Origin of the sequence: Parabacteroides sp. CT06 (assembly GCF_002257605.1) — a bacterium.
Taxonomy (GTDB): domain Bacteria; phylum Bacteroidota; class Bacteroidia; order Bacteroidales; family Tannerellaceae; genus Parabacteroides; species Parabacteroides distasonis.
Window position 1 is genome coordinate 571,153 of record NZ_CP022754.1, and the last position, 17,684, is coordinate 588,836.

16 protein-coding genes and 1 tRNA gene are annotated in these 17,684 nt (G+C 45.2%); 13 read left to right on the top strand and 4 right to left on the bottom strand.

From position 1 onward, the window contains the following. Nucleotides 1-15: 15 nt before the first annotated feature. Entirely contained in the window at nucleotides 16-1,092 is a 1,077-nt protein-coding gene (mnmA, locus tag CI960_RS02350; protein WP_005858803.1) for a tRNA 2-thiouridine(34) synthase MnmA, read from the bottom strand. 169 nt (nucleotides 1,093-1,261) lie between these two features. Here mnmA and CI960_RS02355 point away from each other — a divergent pair, with 169 nt between their 5' ends. From CI960_RS02355 to CI960_RS02415, 13 genes are all read left to right on the top strand, one after another. Beyond that, nucleotides 1,262-3,322 carry a dihydrofolate reductase gene (locus CI960_RS02355; RefSeq protein WP_036629069.1) on the top strand — a complete coding sequence of 687 codons (2,061 nt, stop codon included), beginning with the start codon at nucleotides 1,262-1,264 and terminating at the stop codon, nucleotides 3,320-3,322. Nucleotides 3,323-3,325: 3 nt separating this feature from the next. Beyond that, a complete protein-coding gene (locus tag CI960_RS02360; protein WP_005858799.1) occupies nucleotides 3,326-4,021 on the top strand; it encodes a DNA alkylation repair protein in 696 nt (231 codons plus the stop codon). 55 nt (nucleotides 4,022-4,076) lie between these two features. After that, the gene (locus CI960_RS02365) at nucleotides 4,077-4,538 is read left to right on the top strand and encodes a Fur family transcriptional regulator (protein WP_005858797.1); all 462 of its coding nucleotides are present in this window, start codon (nucleotides 4,077-4,079) and stop codon (nucleotides 4,536-4,538) included. A gap of 33 nt (nucleotides 4,539-4,571) precedes the next feature. Continuing rightward, a complete protein-coding gene (locus CI960_RS02370; protein WP_005858796.1) occupies nucleotides 4,572-5,843 on the top strand; it encodes an adenylosuccinate synthase in 1,272 nt (423 codons plus the stop codon). Nucleotides 5,844-5,963: 120 nt separating this feature from the next. After that, entirely contained in the window at nucleotides 5,964-6,650 is a 687-nt protein-coding gene (locus CI960_RS02375; RefSeq protein WP_005858794.1) for a zinc metallopeptidase, read from the top strand. 176 nt (nucleotides 6,651-6,826) lie between these two features. Beyond that, a complete protein-coding gene (gene hisS, locus CI960_RS02380; protein ID WP_005858792.1) occupies nucleotides 6,827-8,182 on the top strand; it encodes a histidine--tRNA ligase in 1,356 nt (451 codons plus the stop codon). Between the two features lie 125 nt (nucleotides 8,183-8,307). Continuing rightward, a complete protein-coding gene (locus tag CI960_RS02385; RefSeq protein ID WP_005858790.1) occupies nucleotides 8,308-9,738 on the top strand; it encodes a glycoside hydrolase family 30 beta sandwich domain-containing protein in 1,431 nt (476 codons plus the stop codon). A 189-nt stretch (nucleotides 9,739-9,927) separates the two neighbouring features. Continuing rightward, entirely contained in the window at nucleotides 9,928-10,197 is a 270-nt protein-coding gene (locus CI960_RS02390) for a co-chaperone GroES (protein WP_005858788.1), read from the top strand. A gap of 40 nt (nucleotides 10,198-10,237) precedes the next feature. Then, complete coding sequence (gene groL, locus CI960_RS02395) at nucleotides 10,238-11,878, top strand: chaperonin GroEL (protein ID WP_005858786.1); 1,641 nt, start codon at nucleotides 10,238-10,240, stop codon at nucleotides 11,876-11,878. Nucleotides 11,879-12,021: 143 nt separating this feature from the next. Further along, nucleotides 12,022-12,105, top strand: a tRNA-Leu gene (locus tag CI960_RS02400). Between the two features lie 18 nt (nucleotides 12,106-12,123). Further along, nucleotides 12,124-12,675, top strand: coding sequence for an RNA polymerase sigma factor (locus tag CI960_RS02405; RefSeq protein ID WP_008772592.1), 552 nt, complete (start codon nucleotides 12,124-12,126; stop codon nucleotides 12,673-12,675). Between the two features lie 47 nt (nucleotides 12,676-12,722). Continuing rightward, a complete protein-coding gene (locus tag CI960_RS02410) occupies nucleotides 12,723-13,115 on the top strand; it encodes a hypothetical protein (RefSeq protein ID WP_005858784.1) in 393 nt (130 codons plus the stop codon). A gap of 46 nt (nucleotides 13,116-13,161) precedes the next feature. Further along, a complete protein-coding gene (locus tag CI960_RS02415) occupies nucleotides 13,162-13,635 on the top strand; it encodes a hypothetical protein (protein WP_005858783.1) in 474 nt (157 codons plus the stop codon). Between the two features lie 110 nt (nucleotides 13,636-13,745). On the opposite strand, the gene mazG is transcribed toward CI960_RS02415, so the two are convergent. The 3 genes from mazG to CI960_RS02430 all read right to left on the bottom strand — a co-directional run bounded on the left by mazG (nucleotide 13,746) and on the right by CI960_RS02430 (nucleotide 17,623). Continuing rightward, nucleotides 13,746-14,531, bottom strand: coding sequence for a nucleoside triphosphate pyrophosphohydrolase (mazG, locus tag CI960_RS02420; RefSeq protein ID WP_005858781.1), 786 nt, complete (start codon nucleotides 14,529-14,531; stop codon nucleotides 13,746-13,748). Nucleotides 14,532-14,599: 68 nt separating this feature from the next. After that, the gene (locus CI960_RS02425) at nucleotides 14,600-16,687 is read right to left on the bottom strand and encodes a cytochrome c biogenesis protein CcdA (protein ID WP_005858779.1); all 2,088 of its coding nucleotides are present in this window, start codon (nucleotides 16,685-16,687) and stop codon (nucleotides 14,600-14,602) included. 21 nt (nucleotides 16,688-16,708) lie between these two features. Continuing rightward, a complete protein-coding gene (locus CI960_RS02430) occupies nucleotides 16,709-17,623 on the bottom strand; it encodes an RluA family pseudouridine synthase (protein ID WP_005858777.1) in 915 nt (304 codons plus the stop codon). Between the last annotated feature and the right edge of the window lie 61 nt (nucleotides 17,624-17,684).

Below are 17,684 nucleotides of genomic sequence, written 5' to 3' on the forward strand. Positions count from 1 at the left end.
AAATCTGAATATGCGTTACTTGGTCTCATCAATAATCATGCCGCTGCCCAGACATAAGTGATGGTCTTTGTCGTAGATTACACTGTATTGGCCGGGAGCGATACCTTGAATCTTTTCGTCGGATTCTACACGATATAGATCTCCGATACGACGGATGTAGCCATGCGTAAATTCCGGGGTATGACGGATCTTGAAAGTGATTTCTTTCTCACCCTCAAATTCTCCCCATGGATCTTCCGTGATGAAATCGAAACCTTGCATATTAATCACCTTGCCATATTGCGTTTCCGGGTCGTAGCCGTTGGAGACATAAATGATATTTCGCTTAATGTCTTTTTGGATAACGAACCAAGGGCCGCCACTTAATCCCAATCCCTTACGTTGGCCGATCGTATGGAACCAATATCCATTGTGTTTACCCAAGACCTTACCCGTCTCTAGTTCCACGATTTTTCCCGGGCGTTTCCCTAAATAACGCTCTATAAAGTCGTTGTAGTTAATCTTACCTAAGAAACAAATGCCTTGGCTATCCTTACGCTTGGCGCTCGGCAATTTCTGGGCCTCGGCGATGGCACGTACCTCGCTTTTCATTAAATGCCCGATCGGAAACATGAGTTTCTGTATCTGTAGGCGGGTGATTTGCCCTAAGAAATCAGTCTGATCTTTTACCGGGTCCTTGGCAGTAGAAAGCCATGTCTTGCCGTCTATCTCCGTGGTCGTGGCATAATGACCGGTAGCGATCTTATCGAAATCCTTGCCCCATTTTTCCTCGAAACAACCGAACTTGATATATTTATTACACATCATATCCGGGTTAGGGGTAAGACCGCGTTTGACAGATTCGATCGTATAGCTTACCACCCGATCCCAATACTCGTCGTGTAAGGAGACGATCTCGAACCGGCATCCATACTTGCGGGCGATATATGAGGTGATCTCGATATCCTCTTCCGCCGGGCAATCGATATAGCCATCCTTGTCTTCCATACCGATACGGATATAGAAGATGGTCGGATCGTATCCTGCCTCTTTGAGTTGATGCACTACGACAGAGCTGTCTACTCCTCCTGAAACTAATGCCGCTATTTCCATTCTCTTTTTTGTCTTTGCTTTTGAACTTACAAAAGTAGAGAAAAAATCTCAAACCTTTGATATTGACTGTATATTCTCTATCTTTGCGGTTGGCCCTTATTGGAATGCGGGCCTTCAAACTATGTACTTTAGATGTAATATATTATAGGAAAAGCAAATCGTAGTAAGTATGAAAAAAATAATGTTATCGCTTATGACAGCTATGGTTATGACGGCTTGTACAGGCCAACAGTCGGATACGGCATCTCAAAATTCCGATAAGGAGTTCAATTATGTAGTGGATCAGTTCGCTGATCTGGAGATTCTTCGCTATAAAGTTCCGGGTTTTGAATCCCTGTCCTTGCGACAAAAGCAACTATTATATCATCTTTCCGAAGCGGCCTTGATGGGACGTGATATATTCTTCGATCAGAATGGACGCTATAATCTGGCGATCCGCAGGACATTGGAGGCTATTTATACGAATTATAAGGGAGATCGGGAGGACCCTCAATTCAAGGCTTTGGAAACCTATTTGAAACGGGTGTGGTTCTCCAGTGGTATCCATCATCATTATGCCTTGGACAAGTTTGCCCCGGGGTTTTCTCCTGAGTTCTTGATGGATTGTATTCACCAAATCGACGCCAAGAAGTTACCTCTTCGTGAGAATCAAAACGTGGATCAGTTCATGATCGAGATCGCTCCGGTAATCTTTGATCTGGGCGTTATGCCAAAGCGTAGCGTACAAAGCGGTGACGGTGATTTGATCAAAGCTTCTTCTAATAATTATTACGGGGGAGGTATCAGTCAGAAAGAGGTAGAGGACTTCTATGCGCAAATGAAAATGGGAAAGGATACCATTTCCCCGATTTCTTACGGGTTGAATAGCCGTTTGGTAAAAGAGAACGGTACGGTCGTTGAAAAGGTTTGGAAAGTAGGAGGGCTTTATTCCGCCGCGATAGAAAAAATCGTAGATCAATTGCGACAAGCCTTGCCTTTCGCCGAGAATGATACGCAGAAAGCGATCATCGGGAAATTGATCGAATATTATCAAACGGGCGATTTGAAGACTTTCGATGCTTATTCGATCCTTTGGGTAGAGGATACAGCTTCGGAGGTGGATTTTGTGAATGGCTTTATCGAGACTTATGGGGATCCGTTAGGAATGAAAGCAAGCTGGGAGTCTACCGTGAATTTTACGAATAAGGAGGCGACTAAGCGTACAAAAATCATCAGTGATAATGCGCAATGGTTTGAGGATCATTCTCCGGTAGATAAGCGTTTCAAGAAAGAGAAGGTGAAAGGAGTTAGCGCTAAGGTAATCACGGTATCTATGTTGGGAGGTGATTGCTATCCGGCTACCCCGATCGGTATCAATTTGCCAAATGCGGATTGGATTCGTAGGGATCATGGCTCGAAGTCTGTTACGATAGAGAATATCACGGAGGCTTATGATAAGGCGTCTCAAGGAAATGGCTTTAGCGAAGAGTTTGTTTGGAGTGACGTGGAGCGGAACGGTATGAGGCAGTACGGTTTCTTAACGGATAATCTACATACGGATTTACATGAGTGTCTGGGACATGGTTCCGGTAAATTGCTGGAAAATACGGACCCGGATGCGCTGAAAGCCTATAGCTCTACACTGGAGGAAACCCGTGCGGATTTGTTTGGCCTGTATTATTTGGCAGATCCAAAGCTGGTGGAACTGGGATTGCTTCCGGACGGCGAGGCTTATAAATCGGAATACTATAAATATATAATGAATGGCTTGATGACCCAGTTGGTTCGCATCGAGCTAGGCAAGAATGTAGAAGAGGCGCATATGCGTAACCGTCAGTTGATCGCTAAGTGGGCTTACGAGAAAGGGAAGGAAGCGAATGTGATCGAACTGAAAAAACGGGATGGCAAGACCTATGTGGTTGTGAATGACTATCCGAGGTTACGTGAGTTGTTTGGGACATTGCTTGCTGAGATTCAACGTATCAAGAGTGAGGGTGACTATGCGGCCGGAAAGAATCTTGTTGAAGGATACGGCGTGAAAGTAGATCCGGAGCTGCATGCGGAGGTCTTGGAGCGCTATGCTAAGTTAAACTTGGCTCCCTATAAAGGTTTTGTCAATCCTGTGATGAAAGAGGTAAAGAACTCTAACGGTGAGGTTACTGATATTGTCTTGGACTACACGGAAGGTTATACAGATCAGATGCTTCGTTATGGCCGTGATTATTCTTTCTTGCCGACTTATAATAATTAATAGATGGAAAGTTTACAAGACGAGATAAGGGAGATCCGTAAGGAACTTCGTTTGGCGATGAACGGGGTGATTTCTACGAGTATGCGTGAGAAAGGTATCGTATATAAGTTAAATTTCGGGGTTCCGTACCCCGAAATAAAGGGAATCGCCCGTAAGCATAAACCGAATGGAGAGCTAGCGGCGGCTTTATGGAAAGAAGACATCCGTGAGTTTAAGATATTGGCGACCTTTCTCCAACCCGCCGAGACGTTGCCTTTGGATGAGGCGAAACGTTGGGTCAAGGAGATTCCTTATTTAGAGATCGCGGAGCATTGTTGCCGGAACTTGTTCGTTCATCTGCCTTATATGGAGGACTTCACGTCTGATCTGGTTGCTGATAAGAAAAATGAGTTCGCTCGCACGGTCGCCTTTCTTACTTGGGCCGAGAATTTCAAGCGAGGTGGCAGCTTATCTTCTGTGGTTTTAGGATCTTTCTTGGCAGAAACCTTAAGTAGTCTAGCGGAGACTAAGGATTTTAAATCTACGCTGAAAGAGAAACAAGCGTCTATTCAAGCCATGAAGTTTTATGGGCGTCAATCCGAGGGGAATGCGGAAAGGATCCTAGACGGTTTCAAGGAATTTCAGGAGGCTGCGGGAAACACGCCGGAATTACAAGAAATCTATAATGAATTAAAATTCGAGTTTGAATATTATCGGTAAGGCTTTGCGTTTAAAATAAATGCGCTAACTTTGTCGTTTGTGCGGTCTTTAGGAGATGGAAGCGAAAGTTTATACGGAAATACGTGCGTTGTTTACCGAATATCTAACGGAGAAGAAACTGCGGAAAACCGAGGAGAGATATGCTATATTCAAGGAGATATGTGCTTTTCCCGGTCATTTTGATGTGTGTATGCTTTCGGATCGGTTGGAGCAAGACAACTTCCATGTCAGTAAGGCAACACTCTATAATACGTTGGATGTACTGGTTGATGCCGGTTTGGTGGTGCGTCATCAAATAACCGTCCAGTCGGTGCAATATGAGTTGAGGATTTATGCTGATACGCATTTGCATTTGGTTTGTACGAGATGCGGGACCATGCGGGAGCTGCGAAATAGTGCGTTGAAAGCGGATATGAGAAACTTGAAAGTCTCTCGTTTTACGCCGGAGTATTATTGTTTGTACATTTATGGCCTGTGCAGTAAATGCAAGTTTAAGCAGCAAAGGTCAGTTAAATAAGAATATTAATAGCCTATAATAAATATAGAAAAGATGAAAGTAGACGTTTTGTTAGGATTGCAATGGGGCGACGAGGGCAAAGGCAAGGTTGTCGATGTGCTGACTCCGAATTACGATGTGGTAACTCGTTTTCAAGGAGGCCCTAATGCCGGACATACATTGGAGTTTAACGGGGAAAAGTATGTGTTACGTTCGATTCCTTCCGGTATTTTCCAAGGTGGAAAAATAAACGTAATCGGTAACGGTGTCGTTCTGGACCCGTTATTGTTCAAGCAGGAAGCGGAATCATTGGCAGCGAGTGGTCACGATATCACCAAGCAGCTTTATATCTCTAAGAAAGCTCACCTAATTTTACCTACTCACCGGATCTTGGATGCCGCTTATGAGGCCGCAAAAGGTTCCGGAAAGATCGGTACGACAGGAAAGGGTATCGGCCCGACTTATACGGATAAGATTAGCCGTAACGGTGTTCGTGTGGGCGATTTATTGCATAACTTCGAAGAGAAATATGCGGCCGCTAAAGCAAAACATGAAGCGATCTTGCGTTCATTGAACTATGAATATGATATAACCGAGATGGAGGCTCAATGGATGGAGGCCTTGAACTACCTCAAACAATTCAAATTGATTGATAGCGAGCATGTCATCAATAACTATTTGAAGGAAGGTAAGTCGGTCTTGGCGGAAGGCGCTCAAGGTACGATGCTGGATATAGACTTCGGTTCTTATCCATTCGTGACTTCCTCTAACACGATCTGTGCCGGATGTTGTACGGGACTGGGGGTTTCTCCCCGGAATATCGGTGAGGTATATGGAATCTTCAAGGCTTATTGTACACGTGTAGGTAGCGGTCCGTTCCCGACCGAGTTGTTTGATGAGGTGGGAGATAAGATCGGTCAATTAGGCCATGAGTTCGGTGCGGTTACGGGACGTAAACGTCGTTGTGGCTGGATTGATTTGGTAGCCTTGAAATATGCCGTGATGATCAACGGTGTAAGCCAATTGATCATGATGAAGAGTGATGTGTTAGATACCTTCGATACGATCAAGGCTTGCGTGGCTTATAAGATGAACGGTGTCGAGACTAATGAGTTCCCGTATGAGATCGATGATACGATCGAACCTGTATACGTGGAATTACCGGGTTGGAAGACGGATATGACGAAGATGCAGAGCGAGGACGAGTTCCCTGAGGAGTTCAACGCTTACCTTTCTTTCTTGGAGGAAGAACTGGGTGTGCCTGTGAAGATCGTTTCCGTAGGACCGGATCGTGAACAGACGATTGTCAGATATACAGAAGAATAAACTCGTTATAAATCGTACAAAATGGCAGAAGACCACATTCCTCAAGGGGTGTCTCCTGCCATTTTTGTCTTTGGCAAACTTTTTGTCGTTGTTTTATAAAACTAAATAAGATAGAAATTTATGAGCATGTATTGGATTATATTTATTGGATTTGCGCTATTGAGTTGGCTGGTGTCATCCCGTCTTCAGGGCAAGTTTGAGAAGTATTCGAAAATTCCTATGCCGAATGGCATGACAGGAAAAGATGTCGCAGAGAAGATGTTGCATGACAATGGTATCTATGATGTAAAGGTGATTTCTACACCCGGACATCTGACGGACCATTACAATCCCGCTAACCAGACGGTGAACTTGAGTGAGTCGGTTTATTATAGCAATAGTATCGCCGCCGCCGCGGTTGCCGCCCATGAGTGCGGTCACGCTGTGCAGCATGCTACCGCTTACGCTCCGTTGAGAATGCGTTCGGCTTTGGTTCCGGTTGTTAGTTTCGCCTCAAATATTATGACATGGGTGTTGCTGGGTGGTATGTTATTATTGCATACGTTTCCTCAGTTATTGTTATTCGGTATAATCTTGTTCGCTACGACTACGCTATTTAGCTTTATCACGCTTCCGGTCGAGATCAATGCGAGCCAACGTGCTTTGGTGTGGTTGAGCAATGCCGGTATAACAAATGCTTATACGCATGATAAGGCAGAGGATGCTTTACGTTCCGCCGCTTATACGTACGTGGTCGCTGCGTTAGGTTCGCTTGCTACATTATTATATTATATAATGATATTCTTGGGGGGAAGAAGTCGGGATTGATAAGCCTCGGAAGAGGCTTTCCATGGATGCCCATTGTAAGGATGTTTGAATGCCCATTGTAAGATGCTTATGACTGCGATTGTAAGCTCCTTACAGTGGGCATTGTTATTTTCTTATTTATTTCGAGCAAAAAACATTACCTTTGCGGCCAGAATAATCATTTAAAACATAAGATCATGCAAAAACCTTCCATACCCAAAGGTACCCGAGACTTTTCGCCGGAGGAAATGGCGAAACGTAATTATATATTCAACACGATCCGTGAAGTATTTCACTTGTATGGCTTCCAGCAAATAGAGACTCCTGCCATGGAGAACCTTTCTACATTGATGGGTAAATATGGCGAGGAAGGGGATAAGCTCCTTTTCAAGATATTGAATTCCGGTGATTGTTTCGCTGGTATCTCGGATGAGGAGTTAATGGAAAAGAACCCGTTGAGATTTGCTGCTAAGGCTTGTGAGAAAGGCTTGCGTTATGATTTGACCGTTCCGTTCGCCCGTTACGTGGTACAACATCGTAATGAGATCAGTTTTCCGTTCAAACGTTACCAGATCCAACCGGTTTGGCGTGCCGATCGTCCGCAAAAGGGACGTTACCGGGAGTTCTACCAATGTGATGGCGACGTTGTGGGTTCTGATTCCTTGATCAATGAGGTGGAACTGATCCAGATTATGGACGAGGTGTTCCATCGTTTTGGCATTCGTGTGTGTATCAAGATGAACAATCGTAAGATCCTTTCCGGTATTGCCGAAATCATAGGCGAGGCGGATAAGATCGTAGACATTACGGTAGCTATCGACAAGCTGGATAAGATTGGCTTGGACAACGTGAATGAAGAGCTTCGTTCCAAGGGTTTACCCGAGGAGGCGATCGAGCGTTTGCAGCCGATCATTATGCTGCAGGGTTCAAATCAAGAAAAGATCGCTACCTTGAAAGAGGTATTATCTGCGTCTGAGACTGGTTTGAAAGGTGTAGCCGAATTGGATTTTATTTTGGAGCGCATCTCTCATACGTCAATCCGTGCGGAATTAGAGCTTGATCTGACATTAGCTCGCGGCTTAAACTATTATACAGGTGCGATTTTCGAGGTGAAAGCCTTGGACGTACAGATCGGTAGTATCACGGGTGGTGGTCGCTATGACAACCTGACAGGGGTATTTGGCATGGAAGGCGTATCTGGTGTCGGTTTCTCTTTCGGCGCTGATCGTATCTTTGATGTATTGAACCAATTGGATTTATATCCGGAAGGATCTTTGAAGACTACACAGCTTCTATTCGTGAACTTCGGACAGAAAGAGGAGATTCATTTATTGCCGCTGATCGCTAAGGTTCGTAAGGCGGGGATTCGTACAGAGCTATATCCTGAGTCTACTAAGATGAAAAAGCAAATGGGATATGCGGACGCTAAGAAAATCCCGTTCGTTGCGATAGTCGGAGAGAATGAGATGGCCGAGAATAAAATCAACTTAAAGAATATGCTCACGGGTGAGCAAACCCTTGTGACTATCGAGGAGCTGATAGAACGCTTTTAGAGAATAGTGGATTATGGAACACGGACTACACGGATGACACGGTATTAGTATTTATCCGTGTGTTCCGTGTCATCCGTGTAGTCCGTGTTTAAATGGTTCTAAACTTATAAATTAATGAAACGACCATGAAAATACCTGTTTTTATACTCTCAATATCTTTATACCTTTCTTCCTGCTCTTTCACCCCCCGGGCCGAGTGGGTAACGACAACCGAGAATACCCCTTGGGCTGAGCAACCCGATCTGATCTCCGCCCTTGCGGATACGATACCTAATATTGATATAACAATTCTAACAGAAAAGCATCAACAACAAATTGATGGTTTCGGAGCCTGTTTTAATGAATTAGGTTGGCTTTCCTTGAGTAAGCTGGAGCCAAGTGTACGTGAGGAAATCATGGAAGAGCTTTTCTTCCCCGGAGTCGGAGCCAACTTCACGATTTGCCGGATGCCTGTAGGAGCAAATGATTTCTCCCGTGATTGGTATTCGTATGACGAGGTAGACGGTGATTTCACGATGGAACATTTTACCATCGCCAATGACCAACAAACGTTGATCCCTTTTATCAAGAACGCTCGGAAGTATCAGCCAGACTTACGCTTGTGGGCTTCCCCGTGGTGCCCTCCCGCTTGGATGAAATATAACAAACACTATGCCTCAGCCTATACGGGTGAGAATTATGACGAGAAGTATCGAAATGGTTTGTCGGCCGATAAGGTCGGCCATGAAGGTACGGATATGTTTATCCAAGACTCTCTTTACCTGAAAGCCTATGCCCTCTATTTCTCTAAATTTATCGAGGCCTATAAGAAACACGGAATTCCAATCTTTGCCGTAATGCCCCAGAACGAGTTCAACTCTGCGCAAATATTCCCGAGTTGTTGTTGGACATCGGCTTCTTTGGCTAATTTTATCGGTAATTATCTCGGGCCGACCATGCAGGTTCAAGGAGTGGATATTATGTTCGGCACGATGGAACGTGCGAATGAGTCGCTTGTTGATACGGTATTGACAGATCCCGCTAGTGGTAAATATGTAAAAGGTGTCGGTTTCCAATGGGCGGGTAAGGGAGCTATCGCCGGAATCCACAAACGTTATCCCGGGTTGAAGCTTTACCAAACCGAGCAAGAATGTGGAGATGGCAAGAACGATTGGAAAGGTGCCATGTATTCTTGGGGGTTGATGCGACATTTTCTGGATAATGGCGTTTCTGCCTATATGTATTGGAATATATCTTTGGAAAATGGAGGGATCAGTCGTTGGGGATGGGCGCAAAACTCATTGGTTGTCGTAGATCCGCAAACCAAGAGCTATCGATATACTCCGGAATACTACGTGATGAAACATGTCAGCCATTATGTCCAGCCCGGTGCATATAAATTAGAAACGGAAGGAGCCTATACGAATCTGCTGGCATTCCGTAACCCGGATAACAGTATCGCCTTGATTATCGCCAATGAGACCAGTGATGATCGTTCCCTTTCCATCCGCATAGGCGATCGAGTCTATACTCCGATCGTAAAAGCATATTCCATGAATACGCTGCTGGTCGATTGATAATCCTTTTGAGAGATGCAAAAAGACAAGTTGTCAGTTATCTCTTCGGATATTTGTCTATTTCGTCCGAAATATTGTCAGTCGAACTCGGGTGAATACGTTTGGCACACTATTCGCATAGACTTAGGCGTGAACACAAAGTTCATAAACTAAAAACGTAATATTATTAACATTTAAAATACCAAGAAAATGAACATTAGACCATTAGCAGACCGCGTGCTGATTAAGCCGGCCGCTGCGGAAGAGAAAACATTAGGTGGAATTATTATTCCTGACTCAGCAAAGGAAAAGCCTTTAAAGGGTGAGATTGTAGCCGTAGGTAACGGAACGAAAGACGAGGAGATGGTTGTAAAGGTTGGTGATAACGTATTGTATGGTAAGTATGCAGGTACGGAAATCGAACTAGACGGTGAGAAATACTTGATCATGCGCCAAGCAGACGTTTTAGCTATTATCTAATTCATTTTTATAAACAACAATATTAAAAAGAGATACAATCATGGCAAAAGAGATTAAATACGATATGGATGCCCGCGACCTTTTGAAGAAAGGTGTGGATGAGTTGGCTAATGCTGTTAAGGTAACATTAGGCCCGAAAGGTCGTAACGTAATTATCGAGAAGAAATTCGGAGCTCCTCACATCACGAAAGATGGTGTAACGGTTGCTAAAGAAGTTGAGTTGACTTGCCCGTTCGAGAACATGGGTGCTCAATTAGTTAAGGAAGTGGCTTCCAAGACAAACGATAACGCCGGTGACGGTACGACTACAGCTACGGTTTTGGCTCAGTCTATCATTGGTGTCGGTTTAAAGAACGTTACTGCCGGAGCGAACCCGATGGATTTGAAACGTGGTATCGACAAGGCTGTCGCTAAGGTTGTAGAGAGCATCGCTAACCAAGCTGAGGCTGTAGGTGATAAGTTCGAGAAGATCGAGCATGTAGCGAAGATCTCCGCAAATGGTGACGAGGCTATCGGTAAGTTGATCGCGGAGGCTATGCAACGTGTGAAGACTGAAGGTGTTATCACGGTTGAGGAAGCTAAAGGTACTGAAACTACAGTTGACGTAGTTGAGGGTATGCAGTTCGACCGCGGTTATATCTCTCCGTACTTCGTAACGGATACAGAGAAGATGGAGTGCCAGATGGAGAATCCGTATATCTTGATTTATGACAAGAAGATCTCCGTATTAAAAGACCTTCTTCCTATCCTTGAGCCGACCGTACAGAGCGGACGTCCTCTTTTGATCATCGCTGAGGATATCGACAGCGAGGCTTTGGCTACATTGGTAGTGAATCGTCTGCGTGGTTCCTTGAAGATCTGCGCTGTTAAGGCTCCGGGCTTCGGCGACCGTCGTAAGGCTATGTTGGAAGATATCGCTGTATTGACAGGCGGTACGGTTATCTCTGAGGAGAAAGGTTTGAAATTGGAAGGTGCTACAATGGATATGCTAGGTACCGCTGAGAAGATCACGGTAGACAAAGATACCACTACCATTGTAAATGGTGCTGGTGACAAGGAGGCTATCCAAGCTCGTATCGGCCAGATCAAGATCCAGATGGAGAATACGACATCTGATTATGATAAAGAGAAATTGCAAGAGCGTTTGGCTAAGATGGCCGGCGGTGTAGCTGTTCTTTACGTAGGTGCTCCTTCTGAGGTTGAGATGAAAGAGAAGAAAGACCGTGTGGATGACGCATTACACGCAACTCGTGCCGCTATCGAAGAAGGTACGGTGCCCGGTGGTGGTGTTGCCTATATCCGTGCTATCGATGCATTGGAAGGTATGAAGGGCGACAACGAGGACGAGACTACAGGTATCGAGATCGTTAAGCGCGCTATCGAGGAGCCGCTTCGCCAGATCGTAGCTAACGCTGGTAAGGAAGGTGCCGTTATCGTTCAGAAAGTGAAGGAAGGCAAGGGCGACTTCGGTTACAACGCTCGTAAGGACTGTTTCGAGAATTTGTGCGAGGCTGGTGTAATCGACCCAGCTAAGGTAACTCGCGTAGCATTGGAGAACGCTGCTTCTATCGCAGGTATGTTCTTGACTACTGAGTGCGTGATCGCTGAGAAAAAAGAAGAGACTCCTGCTATGCCTCCGATGAATCCGGGTATGGGCGGCGGAATGGGTGGTATGATGTAATCGACTCCCGTGATTAATGATATGGGCGGCCGTTCCGGAAGGGACGGTCGCTTTTTTTATTTTCATTTGCTTGCTAATTGGAAAAAACGATTACCTTTGTATGCGCAATACCGATAGGTTGCGCTTCAGAATGATTAAAAAAAGCCCAGGTGGCGGAATTGGTAGACGCGCTCGTTTCAGGTGCGAGTGGTTTTGCGATCGTGCAGGTTCGAGTCCTGTTCTGGGCACTTCCCAAAATAGAAAAAATGCAATCCTATACAGAAGACGAAATTGTAGTACAGCTCCGGGACCCGGCCCGACAACGTGAGGCCTTTGCCAAGGTCGTAAGCTTGTATGGCGAGAAGTTGTATTGGCATATACGAAAGATGGTACTGGATCATGAGGATGCGAACGACTTACTCCAAAATACATTTTTGAAAGCTTGGACGAACATCGAGCTTTTTCGCGGTGAGGCCAAATTATCTACATGGCTTTATAAGATTGCGATCAACGAGTGCATTACTTTCCTAAATAAACAGCGAAATATGAATAACGTATCTATTGACGATGCGGATACCTTTTTGCTGGAACGTTTGAAAGGGGATGAATACTTCGATGGTGACGAGATACAGGTAAGATTGCAAAACGCTATTCTTACCTTGCCGGAGAAACAACGCTTGGTTTTCAATATGAAGTATAACGAGGAGATGAAGTACGAGGAGATGTCCGAGATACTAGGTACCTCTGTCGGGGCTTTGAAGGCCTCGTATCATCATGCGGTGAAAAAAATCGAGGAGTTTTTAACAAAAGAGGTTTAAACCTTTTGCCCGAATCGCTGTCAAAGCAATATAAAAAGAGAAAAAGTATGAAAAAAGAAGAAAACAACCTAGATCGCTTGAAAGGAACTAATCCTTTCACTGTACCGGAAGGGTATATGGAAGGGCTTACGGAGCGGATCATGAGTCAGCTCCCCGAGAAGCAGGAGGAGAGGGCGAAACGGATTTCCTTGATGGATCGTGTTCGTCCGTGGTTGTACATGGCTGCGGTATTCGCTGGTCTTGGTTTGTTTTTCAAGGCTATCGTGGGAATAAACGGTTCCGATGGTAGTACTGCGTCTGATTCTTTACTGGTCCGGACGGAAGTCCCGACAACGGCTTTAGACGCTATTGAAGCGGAAGAAGATGAGGAGTATTTGGAGTATTTGGAAGCTCAGTACGCCAATTATCTCTTAGATGAGGAACTTTCCTATTCTGAATAAAGTTTAAAATAGTAATTTTATCGAAGATTTTTGTAATAATACTTGTATGAATAAAATATTTTTCATTACATTTGTAGCGATTTCGGTTCTACTCTCTTTCAATGCTACGGCACAAGAGAAGAAAGAGCAAAGACATTTTGATAGAGAGGCATTCGAAGCAAGGCGGAATGCTTTTATTACGGCTGAAGTTGGCCTTACACCTGAGGAAGCTGCACAATTTATTCCTTTATGCAATGAGTTGCGACAGAAAAAATTTGAGGTAGGTCGTGAATGTCGTAAGTTATCAAAAGAAATTCGACATAAGGAGAATCCGACAGATGCTGATTATAACAAAGTGATAGACGAATGTCTGGATGTTGAGATAAAAGAGGCACAGTTGGAAAAAGAGTATTTTGAGAGATTCAAGAAGATACTTTCTCCCGAAAAGGTCTATAAGTACCGAAATGCGGAATATAAGTTTGTCCGGAATTTCATGAAGAGTGGTCGGGACAATAAAAAGGAAGAAAAACAGAAAAAGTAAAATATTATCATTATTTGTGTTTTTTGTTTAGATTTAGTTTTGGCGTTTAAGTTAAGGGAGGGGTGGCGACGTGATGTCGGTTCCCCTTTTGTTTTGCCCTTATCCTTGCTTTATAAGCCTTTGGCCTTGGCTTCATTCCACAGTTGATCCATTTCCTCCAATGTCATATCTTTCAAGGAACGACCTTCTTGGATCGTGTGCTCCTCTAGATAATTAAAACGGCGGATAAACTTCTGGTTCGTGCGTTCCAATGCGTTGTCCGGATTTATTTTGTATAGGCGGGCAGCGTTGATCAAGCTAAAGAAGAGATCTCCGAACTCAGCTTCCATCTTATCTGCGTCCATCCTGTCTATCTCGGTTTTCAACTCATTAAATTCCTCCTGTACCTTATCCCATACTTGATCACGTTGTTCCCAGTCGAAACCTACGTTACGGGCCTTATCTTGGATACGATGCGCTTTTACTACGGATGGGAGGGAAGCGGGAACACCCTCCAGTACGGTTTTGTTACCCCCCTTTTCTTTCAACTTAAGCTGCTCCCAGCTTTGCTCTACCTTTTGAGCGGTATCGGCGGAGGTATCTCCGAATACGTGTGGATGGCGGTAAATCAGTTTCTGGCAAAGGCTGTCGCAGACATCCTTGATATCGAAAGCTTCTTTTTCCTCGCCGATCTTGGAGTAAAAGACGATGTGCAATAACAGGTCTCCTAATTCTTTTTTTATGTTTGTGTTATCCTCACGCATCAAGGCCTCGCATAGTTCATAGGTTTCCTCGATCGTATTCGTGCGGAGGCTCTCGTTTGTCTGTTTACGATCCCAAGGGCATTTTACCCGTAATTCATCCAGAATGTCGAGTAATTGCCCGAAGGCTTCCATCTTCTCTTCTCTAGTTGCCATATTATTTACTTATTCTATAATGATTGTAAAAGAAAGAGGGCAGGGTAGAACCCGGCCCTCTGTTTGTTTTATTGTTGTTCTTTCTTGAATTCTTTCAATCCGTTTTGAAGGAACTGGATGTATTTGGAAACATCCTCATTGAATGCGTATGAAGGTCCGAGCGGCTGTCCCTCGTCATTCAATAAGATGTAGAATGGCTGGGCATTAGAACCGAACTTGCTTCGTTGCAAATAACTCCATTTATCACCGATCGTCTTCAGCTTACGAGTCTTTCCGTTCTCTTGGATCTCGATGGGTTGCGGGAGTTTCGTCTTATCGTCTACCATGAGAGTGATTAGCACGTAATCATTTTCTAGCATTTGCTTCACCTTAGGATCCGTCCAAACGGAAGCCTCCATCTTACGGCAGTTTACGCAACCGAAACCGGAGAAGTCGATCATGACGGGTTTATTTACCTTCTTGGCATAAGCCATACCGGATTCATAATCGTCGAACGCGGCGTGTACCTCGTTTTTGTATAGATTGAAATCTTGTGTATACAACGGAGGAGCGAATGCGCTGATCGCCTTTAACGGAGCGCCCCAAAGTCCCGGAACCATGTAAATGGCGAAAGCGAAAGAGATAATCGCCATAAACAGACGAGGAACAGATACATATTTTACTTCGCTATCATGGCTAAACTTGATCTTTCCTAATAAGTAAACACCCAATAAACTGAAGATCACGATCCAAAGCACGATAAAAGCCTCACGGTCTAGTAAACGCCAACCATACGCTAAGTCCGCTACGGAAAGGAACTTCAAGGCCAAGGCCAACTCCAAGAAGCCCAATACGACCTTCACGGAATTCAACCATCCGCCGGATTTCGGCATACTTTGCAGCATATTCGGGAAGATGGCGAAGACGCTGAACGGGATGGATAACGCCAAGGCGAAACCGAACATACCGATAGCCGGTCCTACCGCCGTACCCATAGAAGCGGCCTGTACCAACAAGGTTCCGATAATCGGGCCCGTACAAGAGAAAGATACCAATACCAACGTAAACGACATAAAGAAAATACTCAATACGCCGGTCGTCGAATCGGCCTTGCTATCCAATTTGCTAGTCCATGACGCAGGTAATACCAGCTCGAAGGCTCCGAAGAAGGAGACTGCGAATACTACCAACAGCAAGAAGAACAGGATATTAAAGATCGCGTTCGTTGATAAATCATTCAATGCGCTCGCTCCGAAGATACCGGTGATCAACAAGCCCATCACCAAATAGATTACGATAATAGATAACCCATAGGTGATAGCGTCGCGAATCGCTTTCTTACGATCTTTCGTACGTTTCAGGAAGAAGCTAACCGTCATAGGGATCATCGGCCAAACGCAAGGAGTCAATAAGGCGATCAAACCACCTAAGAAACCTGCGAAGAAGATGAATAACCAAGAGGTATCTGCCGCAGATACCGTAGAGTCGCCGAACGATTTCAATTGGTCGATCACCGGAGACCAAAGATTCGGGCTGTCGGTTAAGCTGTCGGACGCTTTAGGAGATGTCGTAGCCGGTGTCTCTTTAGCGGCAGGGTCCGGAGTGTTCAACTCGCTGGCCTCTTCCGCTACGACTTGCGTATCCGGCTGTATGGCCGTGGCGTCCTCTTTATCCACCTCTGTAGTCGAGCTGTTAGCTGCCAGAGCTGGATCTACATGGATACTTTTCTTATCGAAAGAGAAAGGTATTTGATCCGGGGGAAGACAAGTCTCGTCATTACAAGCCATAAATTCCACCTCGCCCTCCGCCTTGAATTTAGCGGGATCGGTAACCTTTAGTTTTTGGGTGAACGATACCGTACCCGGATACCAACGAAGATTCATGGCAAATTGCTCGTCGTAAACCGTGGTCGGCTTTACCGAAGGAACCGGTTGACCGATCAGTTCAGCTCCATTCAATGTCTCGAATGTGAAAGATGTAGAAACAGGACCTCCTTCCGGCAGGTTCATGTCATACAGGTGCCAACCTTTGTCCGCCGTGGCGGTAAAGACGATCTCTTTCTCGGGTGCGCCGCCCTTGTCGTCTAGTTTAATTTTCCACTTGACAGGCGTAAGTATTTGCGCCTGCGCTACCAGCGCTATTAGCGCCAGCATGATCGAACTGATGAGTTTCTTCATTTTTTGTCCTTTATTGATAGATTACTTTGCTGTCGATGTGAATTTCTCCGGGATCCGTGTCTCGAAGCGCATCTCCTCGCCTGTTACCGGATGGATGAAACAGAGCCTGCGGGCATGGAGCATCAAGCGTCCGGCGGGATTTGTCTCCGCCCCGTATTTAGAGTCTCCGGCTATCGGATGGCCGATGGATTGCATCTGCGCACGGATTTGGTTCTTGCGTCCCGTCTCCAGATCGAGTTCCACGAGCGAATAGCGATTGTTCGTTTGCAGGAGTCGGTAGCGTGTGATCGCTTCCTTCCCGTCACCATCTTGTGTCACGTACACTTGCATATGCTTGTTCTCCACGAGGTTGGATACGATCAAATCCGTGTCTTTCTCCGGTCGTCCCTCTATCACGGCCACGTAGGTCCGTTGCGTGATAGCCTCGCTCCAGTTGGACTGTAGTTGCTCTTTTACCTTCTGGTTCTTGGCGAACATCATGATACCCGATGTGTCTCGGTCCAGACGGTGCAAGACGAATATCTTGTTGCGAGGGTCGCATTCTTTCAAGTAATCGCTCAGTATACGGTAGGCCGTACGCTCCTTGATACGATCGGTAGATACGGATAGCAAACCTTCCCGCTTGTTGATCACGATGAGGTCATCATCTTCCCAAACAATTCTAAGTAACGGATTGTTGAATTCCACCTTCCCTCTTCCATAGTTGATCCCGACCGTATCGTTAGGGTTCAGCGGGGCATCGAACTGCCGGGTGACTTTCCCGTTTACCGAGATCTGTCCCCTGCTCAATAATCCTTTCACGGATGAACGGCTTTGTTCTTTTAATAACTCGAACAGGAAAGGTAGCAAAGTGTTACTTTCACCCACCGTTACCTGTCGTTCTTTAGAGGGTTTACGTCGATTATCCCCTCCTTTATACTCAGATCGCTTTCTCATATCTATTTTTTATAGTACGCGAAGATACAGGCATTTACGCGAAACTGCAATAGCGCGGAAT